Annotated in this window: 22 protein-coding genes; 12 read left to right on the forward strand and 10 right to left on the reverse strand. The window is 65.1% G+C overall.

The window, feature by feature from the left end; translation table 11 throughout:
• Positions 1-11: 11 nt before the first annotated feature.
• Positions 12-488 (forward strand): MarR family transcriptional regulator, encoded by a 477-nt coding sequence (locus tag C7G42_RS30530; RefSeq protein ID WP_199581226.1) that lies wholly within the window; start codon positions 12-14, stop codon positions 486-488.
• On the opposite strand, the gene C7G42_RS30535 is transcribed toward C7G42_RS30530, so the two are convergent.
• From C7G42_RS30535 to C7G42_RS30545, 3 genes are all read right to left on the reverse strand, one after another.
• Complete coding sequence (locus C7G42_RS30535) at positions 457-1,713, reverse strand: O-antigen ligase family protein (RefSeq protein WP_106952591.1); 1,257 nt, start codon at positions 1,711-1,713, stop codon at positions 457-459. The two genes, C7G42_RS30530 and C7G42_RS30535, sit on opposite strands and share 32 nt — an antisense overlap.
• A 155-nt stretch (positions 1,714-1,868) precedes the next feature.
• Positions 1,869-3,416 carry an undecaprenyl-phosphate glucose phosphotransferase gene (locus C7G42_RS30540; RefSeq protein ID WP_106952592.1) on the reverse strand — a complete coding sequence of 516 codons (1,548 nt, stop codon included), beginning with the start codon at positions 3,414-3,416 and terminating at the stop codon, positions 1,869-1,871.
• Positions 3,417-3,534: 118 nt separating this feature from the next.
• Positions 3,535-4,668: a glycosyltransferase family 4 protein gene (locus tag C7G42_RS30545; RefSeq protein WP_106952593.1), complete on the reverse strand. Its 1,134-nt coding sequence runs from the start codon at positions 4,666-4,668 to the stop codon at positions 3,535-3,537.
• A 205-nt stretch (positions 4,669-4,873) separates the two neighbouring features.
• Here C7G42_RS30545 and C7G42_RS30550 point away from each other — a divergent pair, with 205 nt between their 5' ends.
• Entirely contained in the window at positions 4,874-7,210 is a 2,337-nt protein-coding gene (locus tag C7G42_RS30550) for a GumC family protein (protein WP_106952594.1), read from the forward strand.
• Between the two features lie 180 nt (positions 7,211-7,390).
• Here the strand turns inward: C7G42_RS30550 and C7G42_RS30555 are convergent, their stop codons facing one another.
• Complete coding sequence (locus C7G42_RS30555; protein WP_106952595.1) at positions 7,391-8,572, reverse strand: GNAT family N-acetyltransferase; 1,182 nt, start codon at positions 8,570-8,572, stop codon at positions 7,391-7,393.
• A gap of 130 nt (positions 8,573-8,702) precedes the next feature.
• Here C7G42_RS30555 and C7G42_RS30560 point away from each other — a divergent pair, with 130 nt between their 5' ends.
• Positions 8,703-9,746, forward strand: a complete 1,044-nt coding sequence (locus tag C7G42_RS30560; RefSeq protein WP_106952596.1) for a polysaccharide deacetylase family protein — start codon at positions 8,703-8,705, stop codon at positions 9,744-9,746.
• Here C7G42_RS30560 and C7G42_RS30565 read toward each other — a convergent pair.
• Positions 9,736-9,957 carry a DUF2842 domain-containing protein gene (locus C7G42_RS30565; protein WP_106952597.1) on the reverse strand — a complete coding sequence of 74 codons (222 nt, stop codon included), beginning with the start codon at positions 9,955-9,957 and terminating at the stop codon, positions 9,736-9,738. The genes C7G42_RS30560 and C7G42_RS30565 overlap by 11 nt on opposite strands.
• 104 nt (positions 9,958-10,061) lie before the next feature.
• Between C7G42_RS30565 and C7G42_RS30570 the strand changes: the two genes are divergently transcribed.
• The gene (locus C7G42_RS30570) at positions 10,062-11,144 is read left to right on the forward strand and encodes a COX15/CtaA family protein (RefSeq protein WP_106952598.1); all 1,083 of its coding nucleotides are present in this window, start codon (positions 10,062-10,064) and stop codon (positions 11,142-11,144) included.
• A 5-nt stretch (positions 11,145-11,149) separates the two neighbouring features.
• Here the strand turns inward: C7G42_RS30570 and C7G42_RS30575 are convergent, their stop codons facing one another.
• The 4 genes from C7G42_RS30575 to C7G42_RS30590 form a co-directional block, all read right to left on the reverse strand.
• Positions 11,150-11,494, reverse strand: a complete 345-nt coding sequence (locus C7G42_RS30575; protein ID WP_106952599.1) for a hypothetical protein — start codon at positions 11,492-11,494, stop codon at positions 11,150-11,152.
• Between the two features lie 117 nt (positions 11,495-11,611).
• On the reverse strand, positions 11,612-12,892 hold the full coding sequence (locus tag C7G42_RS30580) for an O-acetylhomoserine aminocarboxypropyltransferase (protein ID WP_106952600.1): 1,281 nt from the start codon (positions 12,890-12,892) through the stop codon (positions 11,612-11,614).
• 149 nt (positions 12,893-13,041) lie between these two features.
• Entirely contained in the window at positions 13,042-13,626 is a 585-nt protein-coding gene (locus tag C7G42_RS30585; RefSeq protein ID WP_106952601.1) for a CoA-binding protein, read from the reverse strand.
• Positions 13,627-13,732: 106 nt separating this feature from the next.
• Positions 13,733-14,557: an enoyl-CoA hydratase gene (locus C7G42_RS30590; protein ID WP_106952602.1), complete on the reverse strand. Its 825-nt coding sequence runs from the start codon at positions 14,555-14,557 to the stop codon at positions 13,733-13,735.
• 85 nt (positions 14,558-14,642) lie between these two features.
• On the opposite strand from C7G42_RS30590, the gene C7G42_RS30595 reads away from it, so the two are divergent.
• The 6 genes from C7G42_RS30595 to C7G42_RS30620 all read left to right on the forward strand — a co-directional run bounded on the left by C7G42_RS30595 (position 14,643) and on the right by C7G42_RS30620 (position 18,318).
• The gene (locus C7G42_RS30595) at positions 14,643-15,071 is read left to right on the forward strand and encodes a PaaI family thioesterase (protein WP_094891794.1); all 429 of its coding nucleotides are present in this window, start codon (positions 14,643-14,645) and stop codon (positions 15,069-15,071) included.
• Positions 15,072-15,229: 158 nt separating this feature from the next.
• Positions 15,230-15,694, forward strand: a complete 465-nt coding sequence (gene rplM / locus C7G42_RS30600) for a 50S ribosomal protein L13 (RefSeq protein ID WP_091965253.1) — start codon at positions 15,230-15,232, stop codon at positions 15,692-15,694.
• A 1-nt stretch (position 15,695) separates the two neighbouring features.
• Positions 15,696-16,175 (forward strand): 30S ribosomal protein S9, encoded by a 480-nt coding sequence (gene rpsI, locus C7G42_RS30605; RefSeq protein ID WP_008137962.1) that lies wholly within the window; start codon positions 15,696-15,698, stop codon positions 16,173-16,175.
• A gap of 228 nt (positions 16,176-16,403) precedes the next feature.
• Positions 16,404-17,618: a GGDEF domain-containing protein gene (locus C7G42_RS30610; RefSeq protein ID WP_106952603.1), complete on the forward strand. Its 1,215-nt coding sequence runs from the start codon at positions 16,404-16,406 to the stop codon at positions 17,616-17,618.
• A gap of 61 nt (positions 17,619-17,679) precedes the next feature.
• Positions 17,680-17,919 carry a hypothetical protein gene (locus C7G42_RS30615; protein WP_106952604.1) on the forward strand — a complete coding sequence of 80 codons (240 nt, stop codon included), beginning with the start codon at positions 17,680-17,682 and terminating at the stop codon, positions 17,917-17,919.
• Positions 17,920-18,021: 102 nt separating this feature from the next.
• A complete protein-coding gene (locus tag C7G42_RS30620) occupies positions 18,022-18,318 on the forward strand; it encodes an antibiotic biosynthesis monooxygenase family protein (protein ID WP_106952605.1) in 297 nt (98 codons plus the stop codon).
• Between the two features lie 6 nt (positions 18,319-18,324).
• Here the strand turns inward: C7G42_RS30620 and C7G42_RS30625 are convergent, their stop codons facing one another.
• Positions 18,325-19,464, reverse strand: a complete 1,140-nt coding sequence (locus tag C7G42_RS30625) for an AI-2E family transporter (protein WP_199581219.1) — start codon at positions 19,462-19,464, stop codon at positions 18,325-18,327.
• A gap of 135 nt (positions 19,465-19,599) precedes the next feature.
• On the opposite strand from C7G42_RS30625, the gene C7G42_RS30630 reads away from it, so the two are divergent.
• Both C7G42_RS30630 and C7G42_RS30635 read left to right on the forward strand, forming a co-directional pair.
• Positions 19,600-20,310 (forward strand): hypothetical protein, encoded by a 711-nt coding sequence (locus C7G42_RS30630; RefSeq protein ID WP_106952607.1) that lies wholly within the window; start codon positions 19,600-19,602, stop codon positions 20,308-20,310.
• Positions 20,311-20,401: 91 nt separating this feature from the next.
• Entirely contained in the window at positions 20,402-21,175 is a 774-nt protein-coding gene (locus tag C7G42_RS30635) for a gamma-glutamyl-gamma-aminobutyrate hydrolase family protein (RefSeq protein ID WP_199581220.1), read from the forward strand.
• Positions 21,176-21,500: the final 325 nt, after the last annotated feature.

Below are 21,500 nucleotides of genomic sequence, written 5' to 3' on the forward strand. Positions count from 1 at the left end.
TCGAGGACGCCATGCGCAGGTCGTCCGCGCAAGGCGTGCTCTATGGGCAAACTGTTGCCAACGTTGCCGGAATTGCCAATTCCGACCTTGAATGCATGGACATCCTGTATCTCGAGGGTCGCGTCACCGCAGGCAGGCTCGCCGAGGTCACGGGCCTCACGACGGGTGCCATCACCGGCGTGGTCGACCGGCTCGAGAAGGCCGGCCTCGTCCGCCGCGAGCGGGATGAGAAAGACCGCCGCAAGGTCTTCATCGCCGTCGTGCCGGACGCGGCGATGAAGATCGGCCAGTTCTACGTACCGATGCAGCAAGCGATGGAGAAGGTGTTCGGCGGCTATTCCGACGAGGAATTGCGTCTGCTGCTGCGTTTCGCCAACGAGGGCTACAAGGGCGTGCTCGCGGCGACAGAGGCCCTGAAGGGCCTGCTCGACACGCCGCCGGAGAAGCGTCCGGCTCTCAAGCTGAAGGCGCGTCCTCGCCAGCCCTGATCCTGTAGATCTGGGCAGCCGCGATCATGCCCCACATCGCGCCCAGCATCATCCAGAAGTGCCGCCAGTGGTCGGTGTCGATCACGAAGCTCTCGCCGACGGTGCCGACGAAGGCGGAGAACACGGCGAGGTAGGCACGCTGCCAGGGCACAGGGACGAAGATGTGCCTGAAGCCCATGATCACGGTGGTGAAGACCAGCGCGGGATAGCACACGCCGGAGAGCCAGCCGCCCGACATGAAGGCGTTGAGGTAGGAGTTGTGGGTGTCCTCGGGGAAGAAGCGGTGGAATTGCAGCGGCCCGATGCCGAACGGCAGGTCGAGCGCCATCTCCGCACCGAGGATGTGCCGGCCGAACCGGCCGAACCGGCCTTCGTCATAGCTCTGGTCGAAGCTCGCGCGCTGCTTGAACATCTCGGCGGTGGAATCGAATGACAGCAGCACCGCGATCAGCGCAAGGCCCAGCACGGCGGCGACGATGGCCATGACGATGATGCGCGAGCGCTGCGCGTTGGTGCGGCTGGTCAGCACCATCAGCGCCAGCATGAAGGCCGAGGTCAGCACGAGGCCGCCCCAGGCGGCACGCGAGAAGGCGAGCAGGATCGCCAGCGACATGATGCCGAAAGCGATCACATTGCGAATTGCCTTGCGGAATTTGTCCGAAACCACACTCTGGAGCGCAAACAGCGCGGGCAGGATCAGGAAGGCGCCAAGCACGTTCGGGTCCTTGAACGTGCCGCGAGCGCGGCCGTAGAGCGTGAGCAGGTCGTTGCCGCCGGGCACCAAATGGAAATAGCCGGCAACCGCCAGCAGCGAGGCGATCATCGCGCCGACCACGAGGCCGCGGCGGAGCATGTCGAGCCGGGCCGCAGTGTCCTCGGACGTGACCATCGCGAAGAACACCACGGTCACCGCCATGTACCAGGACGTTGCGATCCAGCTCGTCACCTCGGACTGCTCGAACAGCGGGATCGCGCTGATGGTGTAGCCGACATTGAGCAGCACCAGCATCAGCACCAGCGGCATCAGCGCCAGCCGCAGCCGCAGGCCGGTGGCGAAGAAGATGACGGTTGCGAGCAGCGTCGTGATCTCGTACGGGCTCGGCTCGATGAAGACGACCGCGCCGGAAGCGCCGACCAGCCACACCAGCGCGCGCTGCAGCGCCAGCACGCCGGGCGCTGCCGATACGGCTACGTCTACTCCACCGGCTGTCGCCGCATAGGCCATTAGATACTCATACGCTTACGCAAATCGTTGTCACAAACACAGCTGTCATCGCCCGGCTTGACCGGGCGATCCAGTACTCCGGGGCGGCCATGGAAAAGACGGCTGGCGCTGCGGCGTACTGGATGCCCCGCCTTCGCGGGGCATGACGGAGAAACTCAATACGCGTTCTCGTTCTTGGTCAGCAGCGAGATCGGCGTCTTCAGGAGAATGAAGAGGTCGAACAGCACCGACCAGTTCTCGATGTAATAGAGGTCGAACTCGACGCGCTTCTGGATCTTCTCCTGGTTGTCGATCTCGCCGCGCCAACCGTTGATCTGGGCCCAGCCGGTGATGCCGGGCTTGACGCGGTGGCGGGCGAAATAGCCGTCGACGGCCTCGTCGAACAGCCGGCTCTGCAGCTTGCCCTGCACCGCGTGCGGGCGCGGCCCGACCAGAGAGAGATTGCCGGAGAACACCACGTTGAAGAGCTGCGGCAGCTCGTCGAGGCTGGTCTTGCGGATGAAGCGGCCGACGCGGGTGACGCGCGGATCGTTCTTGGTCACGACCTTGGAGGCGGTGGGATCGGCCTGATGATGATACATCGAGCGGAACTTGTAGACGTCGATGCGCTCGTTGTTGAAGCCGAAGCGTTTCTGGCGGAACAGCACCGGGCCGGGGCTGTCGAGCCTCACCGCCAGCGCCACCAGCCCCATCACCGGCAGGGCCGCGAGCAGCGCGAGGCTGCCGACGACGCGGTCGAACAGCCATTTCATCACCAGATCCCAATCCGTGATCGGCGCCTCGAACACGTCGAGCGTCGGCACCTCGCCGAGATAGGAATAGGAGCGGGGCCGAAAGCGCAGCTTGTTGGTGTGGGCGGAGAGGCGGATGTCGACCGGCAGCACCCAGAGCTTCTTCAGCATTTCCAGGATGCGCGTCTCGGCCGAGATCGGCAGCGCGAACAGCACGAGATCGACCCGGGTGCGGCGGGCAAATTCGACGATGTCGTCGACCTTGCCGAGCTTGCGCGCGCCGGCGCAGGTGTCGAGCGCGCGACTGTCGTTGCGGTCGTCGAACACGCCGAGCACGTGGATGTCGGAATCTTCCTGCGCCTTCAGTGCTTCGACGAGCTGCTCGCCATTGCTGTCGGAGCCGACGATGATGGTGCGGCGGTCGAGCCGGCCCTGGCGCGCCCAGCCGCGCACCAGCGAGCGCAGCACCAGGCGCTCCGCAAGCAGCGCGGCGAGCCCGAGGAAGTAGAACGCGGCAAGCCACAGCCGCGAGATTTCACTGCCGTATTTGGCGAAGAAGGAGATGCCGATGAACAGCAGGAAGACGAACGACCAGGACGAGATCATTCGTGTCATCTGCCGGAGCTGTCCGCGGAACAATTGCACCTGATAGATGTCCGCGGCCTGGAAGCAGACCACGGCTGCGATCGATACGGCGACGACCTCGGCGGGATAGACCCAGCTGAAGCCCGAGAGCTGCATGACATAGCCGACATAGAGCGCGATGCCGACGAGGCTGAGCAGCGTGAAGTCGGCGAGGCGGACGAATCCGGTGATCACGATCGGCGAATAGGCGCGGGCGACCTTCTGGTTGACGACTTCGAGGGCTGCGGGCGAGAGCCGGCGGCGCCGCTCTACGAAGGGTTGGTCAGCGGGTTTGGCCGCGGCGCTGGTCGCGGCGTCGAGCATCGAGCGTGCGTTGAGCGGTTCCACGGGTCCACGTCCATTTCAAGCACCCGCGGGCCAATGGCGTTGGCACCCCGGGCGGCATCCCCTGGTCCTTGGGTTATCGAACAAATCGGAAGATTTTCTAAAGCGGGCTTAAGGATGGTTAATGATTGGCAAATGCGTCGCGATAGCCGGCGATCACGCCGTCGACCATGGCGGCTTGCGAGAAATGCGCCGAGATGCGTTCGCGTAAAGCGACCGCGCGCTGCGCGGTGGTCTGGGGATCATCGAGCGCGGCCGCGATCGCCTCCGCCATGGCTTCGGAATTGCTCGGCGCGAACAGGGCCGGGCTGTCGGAGCCGAAGATCTCGGGGATGCCGCCGATACGCGATGCGATCATGGGGATACCGGCCGCGCCGGCCTCGATCACGACATAGGGCATGGAATCGCCGCGCGAGGGGACGACGAGCAGCCGTCCCTTGCAGAAGCCGTAGCGCGCCTTGACGTGACCGATGAAGCGGATCGCATGGGTGAGGCCGAGCCTCTCGACCTGGGCTTTCAGCGCCACGGTCTCCTCGCCGTCGCCGCCGAGCGTCAGCGTGATCTTCTTGCCGCCCTCGTGCAGGCGCGCCACGGCATCGACCAGCAGATCGGCGCCCTTGATGTGCCTGAACTCGCCGACATAGCAGAGGTCGGTGGCATCGTCGGCGGTCACGACAGGCTCGAATTCCTCGGGCGTGACGCCGTTGAAGACGCAACGCACCACGCCCTTGGGCGTGCCGACGATGCGTTGATAGGTGTCGCGGGCGAACGCACTCTCGAACAGGAACAGGTCGGTCGCGTCCATCAGCGTCCGCTCCAGCCGCGCGTAAAACTCGCCCTTGAAGGTGTTGAGGGGGTAGTGCAGCGAGCCGCCATGCGGCGTGTAGATGCGGATGGTGTCGTCGGAGCGCCGCCGCATCCGGATGAACGCGCCGGCCTTGGCGCCGTGGCCGTGCATGACGTCGGGCTTGAGCTTGGCGATCAGGCGCCGCATGCGAAGCCAGACCAGGACATCGTCCGGCGACGGCTCGCGGCGAATCGCGAGCCGGTGCACGCCGAGCTTCAGCCGCGGCGCGAGCTCGGCAAGCGCCTTGTCGGCGCGCTCGCCGCCGGTCAGGCTGTCGGCGAGGATGCCGACATGATGGCCGCGGTCGACCTGGCCGTTGGCGACGTCGAGGATGTGGCGGAAGATGCCGCCGACCGGAGCACGCACGGCGTGCAGGATGCGAAGCGGCCGGTCAGGAGAGGGGGGCATAAATCAAAACCAGCGCTCGACGGCAAATGCCGAACATTCCCTTGGAAAATATCGAGACGGATTAAGGGGCCTCGTGGTTAACAAACGATGACGAGGGCGCCTGCGCAAGTCGCCGCATGCCGCGATTAACCCAGCGGCAACCTTAATGGAGTGTAATCGCCCCGGTTGAGGTAGCTTAGTGGCGTTGCCCCTGCGGGAGTGTTCGATGCGTTTAGCGTTCTGGCGTGCCGGCAAGGACAAGGCCGTTGTCGCGCGGGCTGTTGCAAAGTCCAAAGCCGAAGCTGCGCCCAAAGCTGAGGTCAAGATCGAGCCCAAGATCGACGCGAAGATCGCCCCCAACATCGAGCAGAAGACCGAAGTCGGGCCTGCGCCGCTCGTCACCAAGCAAGCACAAGTCGAATCCGGCGATATCGACCTGCACGCGCTCGGCGCGGCATTGGCGCGCAAGCGTGGCTGGATCATCGTGCCGACGGTGCTGGCGCTCGTCGCATCCGTCGCAATCGTCAATCTTGTCACGCCGCGCTACAAATCCGAATCGCGCATCCTCATCGACGGCCGCGAGAACGTGTTTTTGCGTCCCAGCAGCGACCGCACCGAGGAACGGCAGGCGCTCGACGCCGAGGCCGTCACCAGCCAGGTGCAGCTCGTGCTGTCGCGCGATCTGGCGCGGGAGATCATCAAGAAGAACAAGCTCGCGGAGCGCCCCGAATTCGACCCGGTGCTGCAAGGCGTTTCGCCGTTGAAGTCGCTGGCCGCGATGATCGGTATCGGCCGCGATCCGTTCTCGATGACGCCGGAAGAACGCGTGCTCGACGCCTATTACGATCGCCTTCAGGCCTACGCAGTCGACAAGTCGCGCGTGATCGTGGTCGAATTCCAGTCCGCCGATCCGGAGCTTGCCGCCCGCGTCGCCAATTCGATCGCGGACGGTTATCTGGTGCTCCAGCAGGGCGTGCGCCAGGAGCAGGCCAAGAACGCCAGCCAGTGGCTTTCCGGCGAGATCGAGAGCTTGCGAAAAAAGGTCTCCGACGCCGAGGGGAGGGTCGAGGACTTTCGTTCCAAGTCCAGCCTGTTCGTCGGCACCAACAACACCACGCTGTCGAACCAGCAGATGGGCGAGGTCAACACCCAGCTCAACAATGCGCGCTCGATGAAGGCGGATGCGGAATCCAAGGCGCGGCTGATCAAGGAGATGCTCCAGAGCGGCAGGCCGATCGAGGCATCCGAGGTCGTCAACTCCGAATTGATGCGGCGGTTGTCGGAGCAAAGGGTCACGTTGCGCGCGCAGCTCGCCGAGCAGTCGTCCACGCTGCTTGGCAACCACCCGCGGATCAAGGAGCTGAAGGCGCAGCTTGGCGACCTCGACAATCAGATCCGTGACGAAGCGGCCAAGATTTCCCGCTCGCTCGAAAGCGACGCGCGCATCGCCAGCGGCCGGGTCGATGGCCTGACCGTGAGTCTCGAGCAGCTCAAGAAGCAGGCGACCTCGACCAACGGCCAGGACGTCCAGCTCCGCGCGATGGAGCGCGAGGCCAAGGCGCAGCGCGATCTGCTCGAGAGCTATCTCGCCAAGTATCGCGAGGCCAATACCCGCGAGACCATCGACACCGCGCCGACCGACGGCCGCGTCATCTCGCGCGCCGTCGTCTCGAACACGCCGGCCTATCCGAAGAAGCTGCCGATCGTGCTGATCGCGACGATCGCAACGCTGCTGCTCTCGTCCGGCGTCGTCGTCACCGGAGAGTTGCTGAGCCAGACCGCGCCGCGCACGGTGGCCGCGCTCAGGCCGGTACAAGCGCAGGCGCCGTTGCGCCAGGAACCCTTTGACAGACCGGTTGTCCAGCCGGTCATTCGGCCGGAGATCGAGCCGATCGCCGATCCGGTCACGGCGGAGCTGGCGCCGCTTCAGCCGGAGATGACTGAAGATGCCGATGTCACCGAATTCACCGAGATCGAGAATCTGGCCGACAGCCTGCGCGCCGCGGGTGCTGCGGCGAAGAAGGTCACGGTGCTCGGCACCGCTTCCGGCGAAGCTATCACGCTGTCGACGCTGACGCTGGCCCGGCATCTGGCGCGCGAGGCCCGCGTCGTCGTGGTCGATCTCGCCGCGTCCTCGCCGACGATTGCCGCGGTGTCCGTCGATGCTTCGGCGCCCGGCCTTGCCGAGTTGATGCAGGGTGAGGCGTCCTTCGCGCAAATCATCACGAAGGACAAGCTGTCGCGGCTTCATCTCGTCACGGCCGGCCGTCCCGGCTTCGACCGCAGCGTGCTGCAATCGCCGCGGGTGACGCTCGCCATCGACGCGCTGCTGCGCGCCTATGATCACGTGCTGATCGACGCCGGCAGCGCCTCAGACCTCCCGGCCGAACTGCTGACGGCGCATGCCCGCGCCGTCGTGGTGCCCGATGCGTCGATGGCGAGCGATGCGCGCATGCTGATGTGCGAGCAGCTGAGGGCGGTCGGCTTCAGCGAGGTGACCATGCTGAGCAAGCCGGTACAGCCGTCGAATGCGGCGGAGACACCGCGCGTCGTGGCGGCGTAGCCCTTTCTTTCTCTCTCCGCGCACTCGGAATCGTAGGGTGGGCAAAGGCGCGTTTGCGCCGTGCCCACCAACTATCCAATACGGTAGAAGAAGACGTGGGCACGCTTCCCGCCTTCGCTCTGCGAGCTACAGCGGACAAGCCGCTTGCCTACCCCACGATGTTAGTCTTCGCGGGGAGATCTACCCGAACGCCTGCCGCAGCCGTCGGGCCAGGTCGAACAGCATCTGGTTCTGCTTCACCAGCCGCTTGCCGTGGCTGAGCGATGACATCGCCATCGCGGCGAGCCTGCCGCGCGACGTCAACGGGACAAAACTGTCGAAGATCTCTTCGTCGTCCTTGCAGAACATCCGCTTGTAGTCGTCCGAACCGATACCGAGGTCGAGCGAGCGGTAGCCACGCTCGGCGTAGCGATCGATGATATAGCGCATCAGGATCAGGCCGGGGCTGTAGCGGGCGTGCTCGGACATCGTGTAGGTGTTGAACATCATCGAGAAGCGCTCGCCGTCGGCGACGCCGGCAAAGATCGCGATCACCTCGTCGTCGCACTCCAGCGCATGGATGTCGATGACGCGGCCTTCACCGCGCGGCGCAAGGCAGGCGCTGCGGACGAACTCTTCGACGCCCGGCTCGGCGAAGACGTTCGGGAGCTTCTGTTCGGCCATCCGCACCGGCTTGACGCGGAAGAACCAGTCGAGCAGGCGGGTGACGTCGATGTCCGACGTGGCGAGGTGATAGCGATAGCCGGCGAGCGCCTGGAGCTTCTTTTCCTTGCTCTTGAGGCGGCGGCGGAAGGAATTGCTGATCCGCGATGCCGGCGGCCCGCCGGGCTCCATCACCAGTTGCGGACAGCCGTTGATCGGGTTCTGTCGTGGCAGAGCTGCAAACGGATTCTGCTGGCCGTGCCAGCGCTGCGGCTGCTGCGTCAGCACGAGCACGTCGGCGTGCTCGCGGAGCGGCGCAAGCAGCGTATCGAGATCGGCGGCAACGGTCTGCGCGGCACATGCGGCGTTCCACAGGCCCATGTTGAAGGTCGTATGCTTGCCGCCCATGAAGCAGGCCGTACGCACGCCGTGGCTTTGGCGCAGCGCGAGCGGCAGCAGCAGCAGCGGCCTGTGCTCATCATCGCGGGCGATGACGACGAAGGGGCGCGCGCCCTCGCGCTCGCCGACCAGTCGCTGCCAGGGGCTCAGCAGATCAAACCGCTGATAGGGCGTGAAGAGATGGCCGGGCTGCTCGAAGGCGCGCCAGACCGCCTCGGCGGCGCCGAGATCGGTGACGATTTCGACATGCGCGATACGGCTCGCTTTCGACCGCGCTGGCGCTTCTGCCGTCCGGCTTTGCATCGCCGCAGCCATGGTCATTCACGAAACCTGTCGAGAAATCAAAATAGACGTAATTCGGCCGGTGGCCGACCTTTGCAAAGAAATGTCAACAAAGGGTAAGGACAATGCAGAGGGAACGGGCGCCTCGAGGGCGCGAAGGGTCAAGATATTGGCATCCGACGACAGATGGCTGGAGCGGCTGCGCCTCGAGCTGGCCTGGTTCACCGGCCAGGCCGCGTTGCTCAGTCGCGGCGCCGGCGCCATCCTGCGCTTTGAACGTGTGCGTCCGCGGCGGCGCGGCGGATTTCAGCCGCTGCGCGCGAACGAGATCACGCCACAATTTCTCGACCGCGCCATTCATGCATTGAAGCGCTGGGATTATGAGTTTGTCGGCATGGACGAGGTCTGCCGCCGCGCCGTGACGCTGCCGGAGCAGCGGCGCTTCGTGGCGCTCACCTTCGACGGTGCGTCGAAGGATCTGATCGACTTCGCCTATCCGGTGCTGTCGCATCACGCCGTGCCCTTCACGATCTACGTGCCCACCGCGTTTCCCGATGGCGTCGGGGAGGCCTGGTGGCTCGGGCTCGAACAGGTGATTGCGCGCGAGAGCCGCATCAGCCTGATGATGGGCGAGAAGGAACAGCGCTTCGTCGTCACGGACAATTCCGAGAAGCAGGCGCTATTTTCGCATATCGAGAGCTGGCTGCGCTCGCTGTCGCCGACGGATCTATCGGCGGCGATCGCCGATCTCTGTACGCGCTACCGGATCGATCTTGCCGCGCTCTCGCGCGAGGCGTCGATGGATTGGGAGGATCTCGCCAAGCTCGCCGCCGATCCGCTCGTCACGATCGGCAGCGCGACCGTGAATTATCCCGTGCTCGCCAACATGAAGGATGGCGCGGCGCTGCGCGAGATGACGATGGGCAAGGCCGTCGCCGAATCCGCCTTCCGCCGCGAGGTCGGTCATTTCGCCTTTCCGTTCGGCGATCGCGCCTCCTTCCGGCGCAGCCACGTCATGATCGCAGAGGAGGCCGGCTTTGCCAGCGCGGTGTCGACGATATCAGGTATCGTCGATGCGGAGGGGCGGACCAATCTGCGCGCGCTGCCGCGGATTTCCTGGGACGGTCGCGTGCGCTCGCTGCGCATGCTGCGTGTGCTGGTGTCAGGCGTCGCCTTTGCGCCGGTGAGGCCGACGGGCAGCGCTACGAGTTAGATTTGACGCGATCAGGCCGCTGCATCCAGCTCACGATCGGCATCGCCGGCAGCACCCAACCCAGGCCGACCACCACGTAATAGATCGCCTGCCGCCAGCCGGACTCGGCGATCCACGGCATCTGCGCCGCCGCCATGCCGAGCAGGGCCCAGACGGTGCAAAGCATCAAGAGCAGGATGGCGCCGAGGAACTTGCGGGTGCGGATCGTCATGGCGGACTATGAGCGGCTTTCGCGTAACTTGCGCTGCGGGAGCGGGGGACTATAAGGGGCACGCAGTCCGGTTCAAGCCTTCAAGTCCAGGTTTTGCTCCCGAAATGACACCGATTTCCGCCCCGTCCAACCCGCGTCGCGCCGTGCGCTGGTGGCTTATCTCCGTCGCCGCGCTGATCGCGCTGATGGTGCTGGTCGGCGGCGCGACGCGGCTGACGGAATCCGGCCTTTCGATCGTCGAATGGAAGCCGGTGACGGGGAGCGTGCCGCCGCTCTCGGAAGCGGCGTGGATCGAGGCATTCGAGGCCTACAAGAAGATCCCGCAATATCGCGAACTCAATTCAGGCATGAGTCTGTCCGAGTTCAAGGAGATTTTCTGGTGGGAGTGGAGCCACCGCTTGCTCGGCCGCTTCATCGGCGTCGCCTATCTGCTGCCGTTCCTGTTCTTCCTGTGGCGCGGTGGCCTCTCCGCTGAGTTGAAGCGCAGGCTGTGGCTCCTCTTCGCGCTTGGAGGGCTTCAGGGCGCAGTGGGCTGGTGGATGGTGGCTTCGGGTCTGACGGGACGGGTCGAGGTGTCGCAATATCGGCTGGCGACGCATCTGGTGCTCGCGCTGCTGATCTTCGCCGGCATCGTCTGGACGGTGCGGCGGCTCAAGGAGCGGCCGCAGATTGCAGCATCGGCGCGGCTGCGGTTCACGAGCGCGGTCCTGCTCGTCGTGACGTTCGTGCAGATCTATTTCGGCGCGCTGGTCGCGGGCCTGCGCGCGGGGCGCGCCTACAATACCTGGCCGCAGATCGACGGCGCGTTCATTCCCTCGGCCGAGCGGCTGTGGTTCGAGACGCCGTGGTGGCGCAACATGTTCGACAATGTGCTGACGGTGCAGTTCGAGCACCGCATGACCGCCTATGCGCTGTTCGCGCTGGCCGCGCTGCATGCGATTGACGCGGTAAGGTCGCGCGCAGGTGCGGCCGCGAGCGGCGCGCTCTGGCTGTTCGCGGCGGTGAGCCTGCAGGCGGTGCTCGGTATCCTCACATTGCTCAACCAGGTGCCGATCGATCTCGCGCTGTCGCACCAGGCGGTCGCGATCGTCGTGCTGATGCTCGCCGTGATGCAGGTGGAGCGGCTCGGGTCGCGGCAATCTGCGCAGGCGCAGTCGCGCGCGGTTCCAGTTGGCCAGCCCGGCTGATCAGATCAGCAATAGCCGTAGATGCCGCAGGAGTAGGGCAGCCGCCAGAAATAGTCGACCTGCTTCCCGCCGTAATACGAGCCCTGATAGTCGTAGTCCCAAGGCCGGCCGTAATAGCCGGGCAGCGTGTGGGAACCCGGCAGCAGCGGCGTGCCCGGCAAGTTGCGGATATAGCTGCGGATGCCGTAGGCCGGCGAGATCAGCGCATCCGGATCGGTATCGACATAGACCTGCGGCGGCTCCTGTGGCGGAGCAGCGGCCCGCCGCTTCGGCGTGGCCGGCAGGTCGGCGGCAACGGCGGCTGAGACCGTCAACATGACCGCAAGGGCAGGCACCATCCAGCGCAGCATCGTCAACTCCGAATCAAAGGGCGATCCAAGGACGATGTATGGGGCAGATATGGTTAACGACTATTAACTGGCGGCGTTGTCCGGGGCGACTTTGCGTGCCGCCCCGGGAGACAACAGCTACGCTCCCAGCGCCTGTTCCAGATCCGCGATCAGGTCTTCCTTGTCCTCAATGCCGATCGAGAGCCGCACCACGTCGGGGCCGGCGCCTGACTTGATCTTGGCGGCGTCGTCGAGCTGGCTGTGCGTGGTCGAGGCTGGGTGGATCACCAGCGAGCGGGTGTCGCCGACATTGGCCAGGTGCGAGAACAGCTGCAGTTTCGACACCAGGCTGACGCCGGCGTCGTAGCCGCCCTTCAGGCTGAAGGTGAAAACGGCGCCCGCGCCCTTCGGCGCGTATTTGCGCGCGAGCTGATGGTACTTGTCGCTCGGCAGGCCCGCATAACTGACCGAGGCCACGGCCGAATGGCCGGCGAGGAATTCGGCGACCGCTTTCGCATTGTCGCACTGCTTCTGCATGCGCAGCGGCAGCGTCTCGATGCCGGTCAGGATCATAAAGGCATTGAAGGGCGAGAGCGCGGGGCCGAGGTCGCGCAGGCCGAGCACGCGGCAGGCGATCGCGAAGGCGAAATTGCCGAAAGTCTCCTGGAGCTTGATGCCGTGATATTCCGGCCGCGGCTCCGACAGCATCGGATATTTGCCGCCGGTCGACCAGTCGAAGGTGCCGGCATCGACGATGATGCCGCCGAGCGAATTGCCGTGGCCGCCGAGGAACTTCGTCAGCGAGTGCACCACGATGTCGGCGCCGTGGTCGATCGGGCGGATGAGGTAGGGCGAGGCCAGCGTGTTGTCGACGATCAGCGGCACGCCCGCCTTGCGCGCCACGGTCGAGATCGCCTCGATGTCGGTGATGCTGCCGGCGGGATTGGCGATGGACTCGATGAAGATGGCCTTGGTGCGCGGCGTCACCGCGCGCTCGAAGCTCGAGATGTCATCGGGATCGGCCCACACCACGTTCCAGCCGAAGCTCTTGAACGCGTGCGTGAACTGGTTGATCGAGCCGCCATAGAGCTTTCGCGCCGCGATGAACTCGTCGCCGGGCTGCATCAATTGCTGCAGCACCACGACCTGCGCGGCATGGCCCGAGGCCACCGCCAGCGCCGCCGTGCCGCCTTCGAGGGCTGCGACGCGCTCTTCCAGCACCGCATTGGTGGGATTGCCGATGCGGGTATAGATGTTACCGAATGCCTGCAGGCCGAACAGCGAGGCGGCGTGGTCGGCGTCGTTGAACACGAACGAGGTCGTTTGATAAATCGGAGTCGCGCGCGCGCCGGTGGTGGGGTCGGGCTGTGCACCGGCATGCACGGCGAGGGTTGAAAATCCCGGAAGGCGATCGCTCATTGAGGGCGTCCTGTTCTTGTGGTCTGAAATCGCGCGGCATGCTGATCGGCGCCGCGCCCGCCGTCAAGGCGCCGCGTCACATCAGGATCATTTGGGAATGATCTTGCTACGCATGGTCGCGATCGCGAAACGAATCCTTCGCGATTGCGTCAGCTTTGCTCGCTCTTGTTTTTTGCGGCGCGGTCGGAGGCCGCGGTGTCGCCGCCGCCGACGCTCATCCGATTGAGGGATAGCCGCATGCCTTGCGTCGGTGCCGGCGCGCGCTTGGAACTGAGCGTGCGCGAATTCACGCCCATCCAGGATATCTCGGACGACAGGCGGCCATATTCGATCTTGGGACAGCGATTCATCACCACCTTGATACCGACCGACTCGGCTTTCGCTGCCGCCACGTCGTCACGTGCGCCGAGCTGCATCCAGATCACCTTCGGCAGCGGGTCGAGGGTGAGCGCCTCTTCGACCACGGGCAGGATGTGGCTGGAGTTGCGGAAGATGTCGATCATGTCGATGGGACGACCGATGTCCGAGAGCGAGGCGACGAACGGTTTTCCGAGCAGCTCCTTGCCGACATGGCCGGGATTGACCGGGATCATGTCGTAGCCGCGCTGCGCCAGATATTTGAAGGCGAAATAGCTCGGCCGTACGTTGACCGGCGAAGCGCCGACCATCGCGATCGACTTCACGGAGTTGAGGATGCCGCGGATGTAATTGTCGGGATAGGCGTCGTGGTTCATTTGTCGTCTTTTTTCCTTGTCATTGCGAGGAGGAAGCGACGAAGCAATCCAGTCTGTTTCCGTGGAGGGATTTCTGGATTGCTTCGCTTCGCTCGCAATGACGATTCTACTCATCCCGCCATGTCGGCGCACGCTTTTCTATGAAGGCGCCGATGCCTTCCTCGGCGTCGCGCGCCATCATGTTCTCGGTCATCACCTCTGCGGCATAGCGATAGGCCTCCGCAAGGCTCATCTCGGCCTGGCGATAGAAGGCCTCCTTGCCGAGCTTGACGGTGTAGGCGGATTTGAGTGCGACCTGCTGCGCGAGCTCGATTGCAGCGCCGAGTTCTGTGCCGGCGGCTACCACGCGGTTGACGAGCCCGATCTCGCGCGCGCGGTCGGCCGTGACAGGCTCGCCCGTCAGCAGCATCTCCATGGCCTGCTTGCGCGGGACGTTGCGCGACAGCGCCACCATCGGCGTGGAGCAGAACAGGCCGATGTCGACGCCCGGCGTGGCGAATTTGGCGCCCTCCGAGGCGATGGCGAGATCGCAGCTTGCCACGAGCTGGCAGCCGGCCGCGGTCGCGATGCCCTGGACGGCAGCCACCACGGGCTTGGGCAGGTGCACGATCGCCTGCATCATTGCGCTGCAGGCGGTCATCATCTCGGCGAAAAAGGCGCGGCCGCGATCGGGATCGGTACGGCGCGCGGTGAGTTCCTTCATGTCGTGGCCGGCGGAGAAAGCCGGGCCGTTGGCCGCGATCACGACGCCGCGGACCGCCTTGTCGCCGCCGATATCATTGAGCTCGGCATGCAGGCTGGCGATCATCGCTGCCGACAGGCTGTTGCGCGCAGCGGGCCGGTTCAGCGTCAGGACCGCGATGGAGCCTTTGGTCTCGCGCAGCAGGATCGGCGGTTGCGGGGAGGGGGCGCGGGCGGCCTGGGCGGACATCGAAGCGTTTCCGTTGGATTATTGCATTTGAATGACGCAGATAACTTAATGTAACAGGACAAGTGAAGCGAGGGTGGGGAACAGCATGGCGTTAGCGAAAATGAGCGTGGCGGATGTCGAGCAGTTCCTCCGCGTCGAATTTCCCCAGGCGTTCAGCGGCGACGACATCACGATCGAAAGCGCGGACGGCCAGACCTGCCTCTTGCGGCAGCGTTTCAGCGAGAAGATGCTGCGGCCCGGCGGAACCGTGTCCGGCCCGACGCTGATGGCGCTGGCCGATTTCGCGATGTACGTGGTGCTGCTGTCTGCGATCGGGCCGGTTGGGCTCGCGGTGACCACCAATCTCAACATCAATTTCCTGCGCAAGGGCCAGCCCGGCCAGGACGTGCTGGCGGAGGCGCGGCTGCTCAAGCTCGGCAAGCGGCTGGCGGTCGGGGAAGTGAAGCTGTTGTCCGGCACCTCGCCCGATCCGATCGCCCATGTCACCTCGACCTATTCCATTCCAAATGTTTGAGCTTTTCGCAGGTAATATAGCACCATATTTTTAAACCATTGATTTCATATCGCTAATTCATGTCGCTGGGCATTGACCGTCGCGCGTCCCTTCTTTAGAAAACCGCACAGTCCGGTGCGGTGTTCGCGCCGATGCTCCCCGTCCACGGAAACTCTGACATGAAAACCTTTTCGGCAAAGCCGGCTGAGGTGACGAAGAAGTGGGTGCTGATCGACGCCAAGGGTCTGGTCGTCGGCCGCCTCGCCACCATCGTCGCCATGCGCCTGCGCGGCAAGCACCTCCCGACCTACACCCCGCACGTTGATTGCGGCGACAACGTCATCATCATCAACGCGCAGCATGCGGTCCTCACCGGGCGCAAGCGCGAGCAGAAGACCTACTACAAGCACACCGGCTATGTCGGCCACATCAAGGAGCGCACCGCGCGCCAGATCCTCGAGGGCAAGCACCCCGAGCGCGTGCTGGAAAAAGCCGTCGAGCGCATGATCCCGCGTGGTCCGCTCGGTCGCGTCCAGATGGGCAACCTCCGCGTCTATGGCGGCGCCGATCATCCGCACGAGGCTCAGACGCCCGAGAAGATCGATATCGCCAAGTTGAACCGCAAGAACACGAGGGCCGCATAACATGGCCGAATCCATCCAGTCGCTCGACCAGCTCTCGCAGCTCAAGACGGCGGCGGCGCCCGACGCGCCCAAGCACGAGAAGAAGGTCGACAAGTTCAACCGCGCCTATGCCACCGGCAAGCGCAAGGACGCGGTCGCCCGCGTCTGGATCAAGCCGGGCGCCGGCAAGGTCACGGTCAACTCGCGCGAGGTCGAGGTCTATTTCGCCCGTCCCGTGCTGCGCATGATGATCGAGCAGCCGTTCTCGGTGGCCGCCCGTTCCGGCCAGTACGACGTGGTCTGCACGGTTGCCGGCGGCGGCCTGTCCGGCCAGGCCGGCGCGGTCCGTCACGGCATCTCCAAGGCGCTCACCTATTTCGAGCCGGAGCTGCGCACCGTGCTCAAGAAGGGCGGCTTCCTCACCCGCGACTCGCGCGTGGTCGAGCGCAAGAAGTACGGCAAGGCGAAGGCCCGCCGGTCCTTCCAGTTCTCGAAGCGTTAATCGCTTCGGTCACATTCGCCGCGAAAGCGGCTTCAATGAGATGCAAAAGGGCGCTGATTTCAGCGCCCTTTTTGTTGTTCGTTTGTATGCAAATTGATGGCGTGTTTCCAGAAAACTTGGGCACCCGCGAAAACCTGAATGGAACCCGGCAGACCTAGCGTCGCCTTCGGAAGGGCGCGCAAATCGGATGTACCGATCGCGTAACTGCTATGGCTTAAGGGGGCCGACATGATGTCGCTCGATAGCATCACGCTCTATTTGGTCGCCACCATGGTCGCCGCACTGCTCGGCGCCATGATGGTTTTCTTCGGCAGGCAGGAGAACAGCCCTGCACTGAAATGGTGGGGCACCGCCTATCTCCTCGGTGCCGCCTCCGTCGCGCTGTGGACCGCGGCCGGCGACAGGCTGGGCCCGCATCTCTACCTCGCGCTGAACGCGGTCGGCTTCGTCGCCTGCGGCATGGTGTGGAACGCGGCGCGCGTCTTCCACGGCCGCAAGCCGAACTGGCCTGGTCTCGTGCTCGGTGCGCTCGCCTGGGTCGCCGCCGTCACGTTGCTCGACGCCGAGGCGTCCATGGTGCGGATGATCGTCGGCGCCGGCATCGTCTCGGTCTACGCGGCACTGACCGCCAGCGAGCTCTGGACCGAACGGCGCAAGAGCCTGCAACGACGCTGGCCGGCTGTCGTGATGCCGGTGATGCACGGCTGCGTGTTGATGCTGCCGGTGCTGATCGGCAGCTTCCTGCGCCCCCACGATGCCGGCTTCTCCCAGAGCATCTGGGTCAAAGTGTTCGCGGTCGAACTCATCCTCTACGCCGTCGGCACCGTATTCGTGATCTTCATGCTGGTGTCCGAACGCACGGTGACCGCGCACCGCACCGCCGCATCGACCGATCCCCTGACCGGCATGCTCAACCGCCGCGGCTTCTCGGAAGCCTGCGGCCGCGTGATCGAGCGCGAGGCCAAGGCCGGCCGGCCCGTCACCGTGATGATCTTCGACATCGACCATTTCAAGTCGATCAACGACCGCTTCGGCCACCCTGCCGGCGACGAGATGCTGAAGCTGTTCTCCACCGTCGTCGTCAACAATCTGCGCATCACCGACATGTCGGGGCGCATCGGCGGCGAGGAGTTCGCAGCACTGCTGCCGTGTTCGCTGGAGGAGGGCGTGCTGGTCGCCGAGCGCGTGCGCGAGGCGTTCGAGACCTCCGGCGTCGTGGTCGACGAAGGCCCGGTCGACACCACGGTCAGCATCGGCGTCGCCGGCGGTCCTGCCGGCACCGAGCTCGAAGTGCTGCTGGCATCCGCCGACACCGCGCTCTACCAGGCCAAGCGCGGCGGCCGTAACCGCGTCGAGGCGGCGGAGGAGCTGCCGCTGTCGCTGGAGAACTGGCGCCGCCAGAGCGCCGCGCGGATCAGTACGCCGCGGCCGGCCACCGCCTGAGACTTAAGGGCAGCCGCCGCGGTAATTCCCTGTTTACCATTCGATCCCTACCATTGCGGTCATGGAATCGATCCGTCGACAGAACCCGCAAGCTGCCCTGATGTCGCTCGAAGCCGCTGCGGCCTCGGCACGCAGCGGGTTCGCCTGCCTGTTCTCGACCTCGGACGAATACGAGCGCGCGCTGATCTCCGAGCGCCGTGCGCAGGGGCGTTACACGCAGGGCCGCCGCAGCTATTGGCCGCTCGCACTGTTCGCCGGTTGCGCCCTGATCGTGGCGGGTACCGTTCTGCTGCTGGTCTGAGAGGTCTGCATTTTCGGGCCGAGCAGGGCGCCGTTTCGGCGCCTTTTTCTTTTTCGCCCGCTGCGCTAGACACGCCCATCGAACAAAAAAGGGTGGAAACCGATGATCACCGAGATCGCGCAAATCGACGTCAAGCCGGGCAGCGAGAAGGACTTCGAGGCCGCTGTCGCCAAGGCCAAGGCTGCTTTCGGCCGCTCCAAGGGCTTTCAAGGCTTCGAACTGCACAAATCGATCGAGAAGCCGCAGCGCTACCGGCTGATGGTGAAGTGGGCGACGCTGGAGAACCACACCGTCGATTTCCGCGGCTCCGAGAATTTTGCCGAATGGCGCGGCCTCGTCGGCCAGTATTTCGCTTCGCCTCCGGAGGTCGAGCACACCGAGACCGTGCTGACGACCTGAGCTGGCTCAGGCCGCCTCCGCCAGCGGCGGCGCCTCATAGGTCTTGAAATGGTCGATCATGACCTTGCCGATGGCAAGCAGCGGCAGCGCCAGCGCCAGGCCCCAGATGCCGAACACGACGCCGAGCACGATCTGGAACGCGAACAGCGTAGCCGGCGGGATGTCCAGCGCCTGCCGCTGCAGGATCGGCGTCAGCACGTAGCTTTCCATGGCGTGCACACCCATGAAGAGCAGAAAGGCCGATAGCGCCGGGATCCAGCCCGACGCGAGGCTCGCCAGCACCACGACGACGCCGGCGATGATGGCTCCGATGGTCGGGATGAACGCGAGCAGGCCGGCCTGAATTCCCAGGATGAACGAGCCGGGGATGCCGATGACGGCAAGCCCGATCCAGGTCACCACGCCGACCGCGAGCATGACGATGATCTGCGCGATCAGCCAGCGCTCCAGGGTTTCGCCGATGCGATCGATGATGAGTGCGACGCGGGTGCGGTGCCGCGCCGGCGCCAGATACAGCAGGCCGTCGTGATAGACGCCGGGCTGGGCCGCGAAGGCAAGGCCCAGGAACAGCACGATGAAGATGTTGCCCACACCGTGGATGGTGCCGAGCAGCAGCTTGAAGGTCTGGCTCACGATCGCGCCGCCGCTGGAGGCCAGCGTGCCGGCGCTGGGCAAGGAACCGCGCGAGGGCGCTGCCGTTGCGGGCGCCGCCTCCGACGGAATATTGGCCGAGGGATCGGTCGCACCATTGCCGAAATCGAAGAAGCTGGTGTCGATGCCGTGGCTGTCCAGGAAGGACTTCACGTTTCCGATCTGCGATTTGATGGTCTTGCTCAGCAGCGAAGCCTGATCGGCGATGGTGGCGCCGCCGAGATAGGCGATGCCCGCGAGCATCAGGGCGAGCGCGGTGCAGACGATCGTGAGCCGCACCGCATGCGGCAGGGGCACCCGGCGGCCGAGCGCGCCGGTCAGCGCATTGAGGCCCAGACCAAGCAGCATGCCGGCGAAGATCAGCAGCACGGTGGCGGCGAAATACCAGGTGAAGGCGAGCAGCACGGTAAACAGCACGACGCCGATTCCCCCGACCGAGATCGCCCAGGCGAGGTCGCCGCGGGTTCGGGAGCGTTCATCTTTGGACATGGTCACGTCGGGTCCCTCTCAGCGCAATTCGCGCCGCACTCTCTCGACAAACGCGCTTCGGAGCAAGGCCGCGTCGACGCGCCGGTTTGACGCCGGGGTGCCGACGGTGCAGAGCGATGAGGAAAGAACAATGGGGGCGGTTTGAGCTTCATCAGCAAATGGGCCGGTCTGCTCGGGCTTCTGGCCGTGCTCGTGATCGGCGACCAGATCCGGATCAACCGGCCCGGCCACAAATTTCGCCTCACGGTCGAGGTGACAACGCCTGACGGGACCAGGACCGGGTCCGGCATTCTGGCCGTCGTGCCCGACCGCAACTATAGCCGCGGCGGCCGCACCACCATGCGCGGGGAGGCGGTGTTCGTCGACCTCGGTCAGGACGGCGCCAAAGGCAAGAATCTGGTGGCCCTGCTGGCGCACCGGCAGGACGCCAAGCTGGACTTCGATGACATCAACTATGTCGCGCTGCGTGCCTACGGCGCCGCGCGGGGCAACCGCGTCTCGTTCAACGATATCCAGCGGCAGACCGGCGTGGTCCCGTTGGAGGGAGACCTCGTGCCGGTCCTCGTGAGCTTCGGAGATCCCAGCGATCCCGGGACCGCGCGCCTTGTTGCCGGCGACAATGCGGAGGCGGTTCTGGGCGAGGGCTATGCGATCCGAGGCCTCAGGGTCGAGGTCGTGCCCAACGGGTTCTGGCCGATTGATTTCGGTGGGGCGTTCGGCGAGCCGGTGACACGCGGAATCGACGCGAAACTGCCCTGGCTGGCCGCGCCGGGCGATCCGGCGGCAACCGCACTGAGGGCCGCTGGCCTGCCCGCCGGAGGTGAGGCCCGGGAGGCCTTTGCGCGAAAATAGCATTGCCGTCCCGCGATCCCTTCTGTTGAATTTGTTCCAGCCTGCGGGCATGTTCGGAGAATCTTCTTATCGGAGAGGCACGGAACGACAGATGAGAAAGCCGGTCGTCGGCGTGATCGGGAATGCCCATCGCGTCGAAAATCGATTTCAGGTCCAGATGGTCGGCGAGCGCAATTTGCGCGCCGTAGCCGAGGTTTCCGGCGGCCTGCCGATGATGTTCGCGGGCGCGCCTGATATCACCGATATCGGCGCTTTGCTCGATGTGGTCGACGGGATCGTGCTCACCGGCGCCCGCGCCAACGTGCATCCGACCCGCTTCAATGTCGACCCATGCGAGCGGCACGAACCGTACGATATCCACCGCGACGAGGTGGCGCTGGCGCTTTCGGTCGCCTGCGTCGCCCGCGGCGTGCCGCTGTTCGGCATCTGCCGCGGCCTCCAGGAGATGAACGTGGCCTTCGGCGGCTCGCTGCATCCCGAGATCCGCGACATTCCCGGCCGCATGAACCACCGCATGCCCCGGCTCGAGAACGGCGAGATCCACCCCGATCCGACTGTCGTGTTCGCCGACCGTCACGACGTCGACCTGACGCCGGGCGGCGCATTCGCAAAACTGCTCGGCTGCGAGAAGATCAGGGTCAATTCGCTGCACGGCCAGGGCATTCTCGATCCCGGCAAGCGCGTACTGGTCGAGGGCGTCGCCGAGGACGGCACCATCGAGGCGATCCGGATCGCTGACGCCCCGACCTTCGCGCTCGGTGTGCAATGGCACGCCGAATACGATCCCCAGCGCAATCCGGTCAACCGCAAGCTGTTCGAGGCCTTTGGCGAAGCGCTGGTGGCAAGGCAGCGCGCGGCGGCGTAGGCCACGCTCGTGTCCCGGACGCGCTGCAGCGTTCTTACGCTGCCGCGCAGAGCCGGGACCCAGCACCGCCCTTCGGCACCGGCGCCAATGGGCCGCGGCTCTGCAGCGCTCCGCCAAGGCGCGCTGAGCTGCGTCCGGGGCACAGAAGAGGCTGCTGCATCGCTCGTTCATCGACTATCGCAACTACAGACACGCCATCGCAATCTCGCGGCGCGTTTCGCCCGATGCTTGCTGTCGTTTCGCGCCCCATAAAGACCAAAGGGCGCAGGGAAGGCCGGGCGCCGGCGGCACCCGCAAGTCCGTGCGCAACAGAAATGCACACGGG

It is taken from the genome of Bradyrhizobium sp. MOS003 (genome assembly GCF_003020125.1).
Classification (GTDB): domain Bacteria; phylum Pseudomonadota; class Alphaproteobacteria; order Rhizobiales; family Xanthobacteraceae; genus Bradyrhizobium.

Coding starts and splice junctions, on each gene's coding strand:
- C7G42_RS30580 (WP_106952600.1), bottom strand. CDS start 12,892: ATGAGCGATCGCCTTCCGGGATTTTCAACCCTCGCCGTGCATGCCGGT.
- C7G42_RS30555 (WP_106952595.1), bottom strand. CDS start 8,572: ATGACCATGGCTGCGGCGATGCAAAGCCGGACGGCAGAAGCGCCAGCG.
- C7G42_RS30570 (WP_106952598.1), top strand. CDS start 10,062: ATGACACCGATTTCCGCCCCGTCCAACCCGCGTCGCGCCGTGCGCTGG.
- C7G42_RS30615 (WP_106952604.1), top strand. CDS start 17,680: ATGGAATCGATCCGTCGACAGAACCCGCAAGCTGCCCTGATGTCGCTC.
- C7G42_RS30595 (WP_094891794.1), top strand. CDS start 14,643: ATGGCGTTAGCGAAAATGAGCGTGGCGGATGTCGAGCAGTTCCTCCGC.
- C7G42_RS30585 (WP_106952601.1), bottom strand. CDS start 13,626: ATGAACCACGACGCCTATCCCGACAATTACATCCGCGGCATCCTCAAC.
- C7G42_RS30575 (WP_106952599.1), bottom strand. CDS start 11,494: ATGCTGCGCTGGATGGTGCCTGCCCTTGCGGTCATGTTGACGGTCTCA.
- C7G42_RS30535 (WP_106952591.1), bottom strand. CDS start 1,713: ATGGCCTATGCGGCGACAGCCGGTGGAGTAGACGTAGCCGTATCGGCA.
- rplM (WP_091965253.1), top strand. CDS start 15,230: ATGAAAACCTTTTCGGCAAAGCCGGCTGAGGTGACGAAGAAGTGGGTG.
- C7G42_RS30550 (WP_106952594.1), top strand. CDS start 4,874: ATGCGTTTAGCGTTCTGGCGTGCCGGCAAGGACAAGGCCGTTGTCGCG.
- C7G42_RS30635 (WP_199581220.1), top strand. CDS start 20,402: ATGAGAAAGCCGGTCGTCGGCGTGATCGGGAATGCCCATCGCGTCGAA.
- C7G42_RS30620 (WP_106952605.1), top strand. CDS start 18,022: ATGATCACCGAGATCGCGCAAATCGACGTCAAGCCGGGCAGCGAGAAG.
- rpsI (WP_008137962.1), top strand. CDS start 15,696: ATGGCCGAATCCATCCAGTCGCTCGACCAGCTCTCGCAGCTCAAGACG.
- C7G42_RS30565 (WP_106952597.1), bottom strand. CDS start 9,957: ATGACGATCCGCACCCGCAAGTTCCTCGGCGCCATCCTGCTCTTGATG.
- C7G42_RS30610 (WP_106952603.1), top strand. CDS start 16,404: ATGATGTCGCTCGATAGCATCACGCTCTATTTGGTCGCCACCATGGTC.
- C7G42_RS30545 (WP_106952593.1), bottom strand. CDS start 4,668: ATGCCCCCCTCTCCTGACCGGCCGCTTCGCATCCTGCACGCCGTGCGT.
- C7G42_RS30590 (WP_106952602.1), bottom strand. CDS start 14,557: ATGTCCGCCCAGGCCGCCCGCGCCCCCTCCCCGCAACCGCCGATCCTG.
- C7G42_RS30530 (WP_199581226.1), top strand. CDS start 12: ATGCGCAGGTCGTCCGCGCAAGGCGTGCTCTATGGGCAAACTGTTGCC.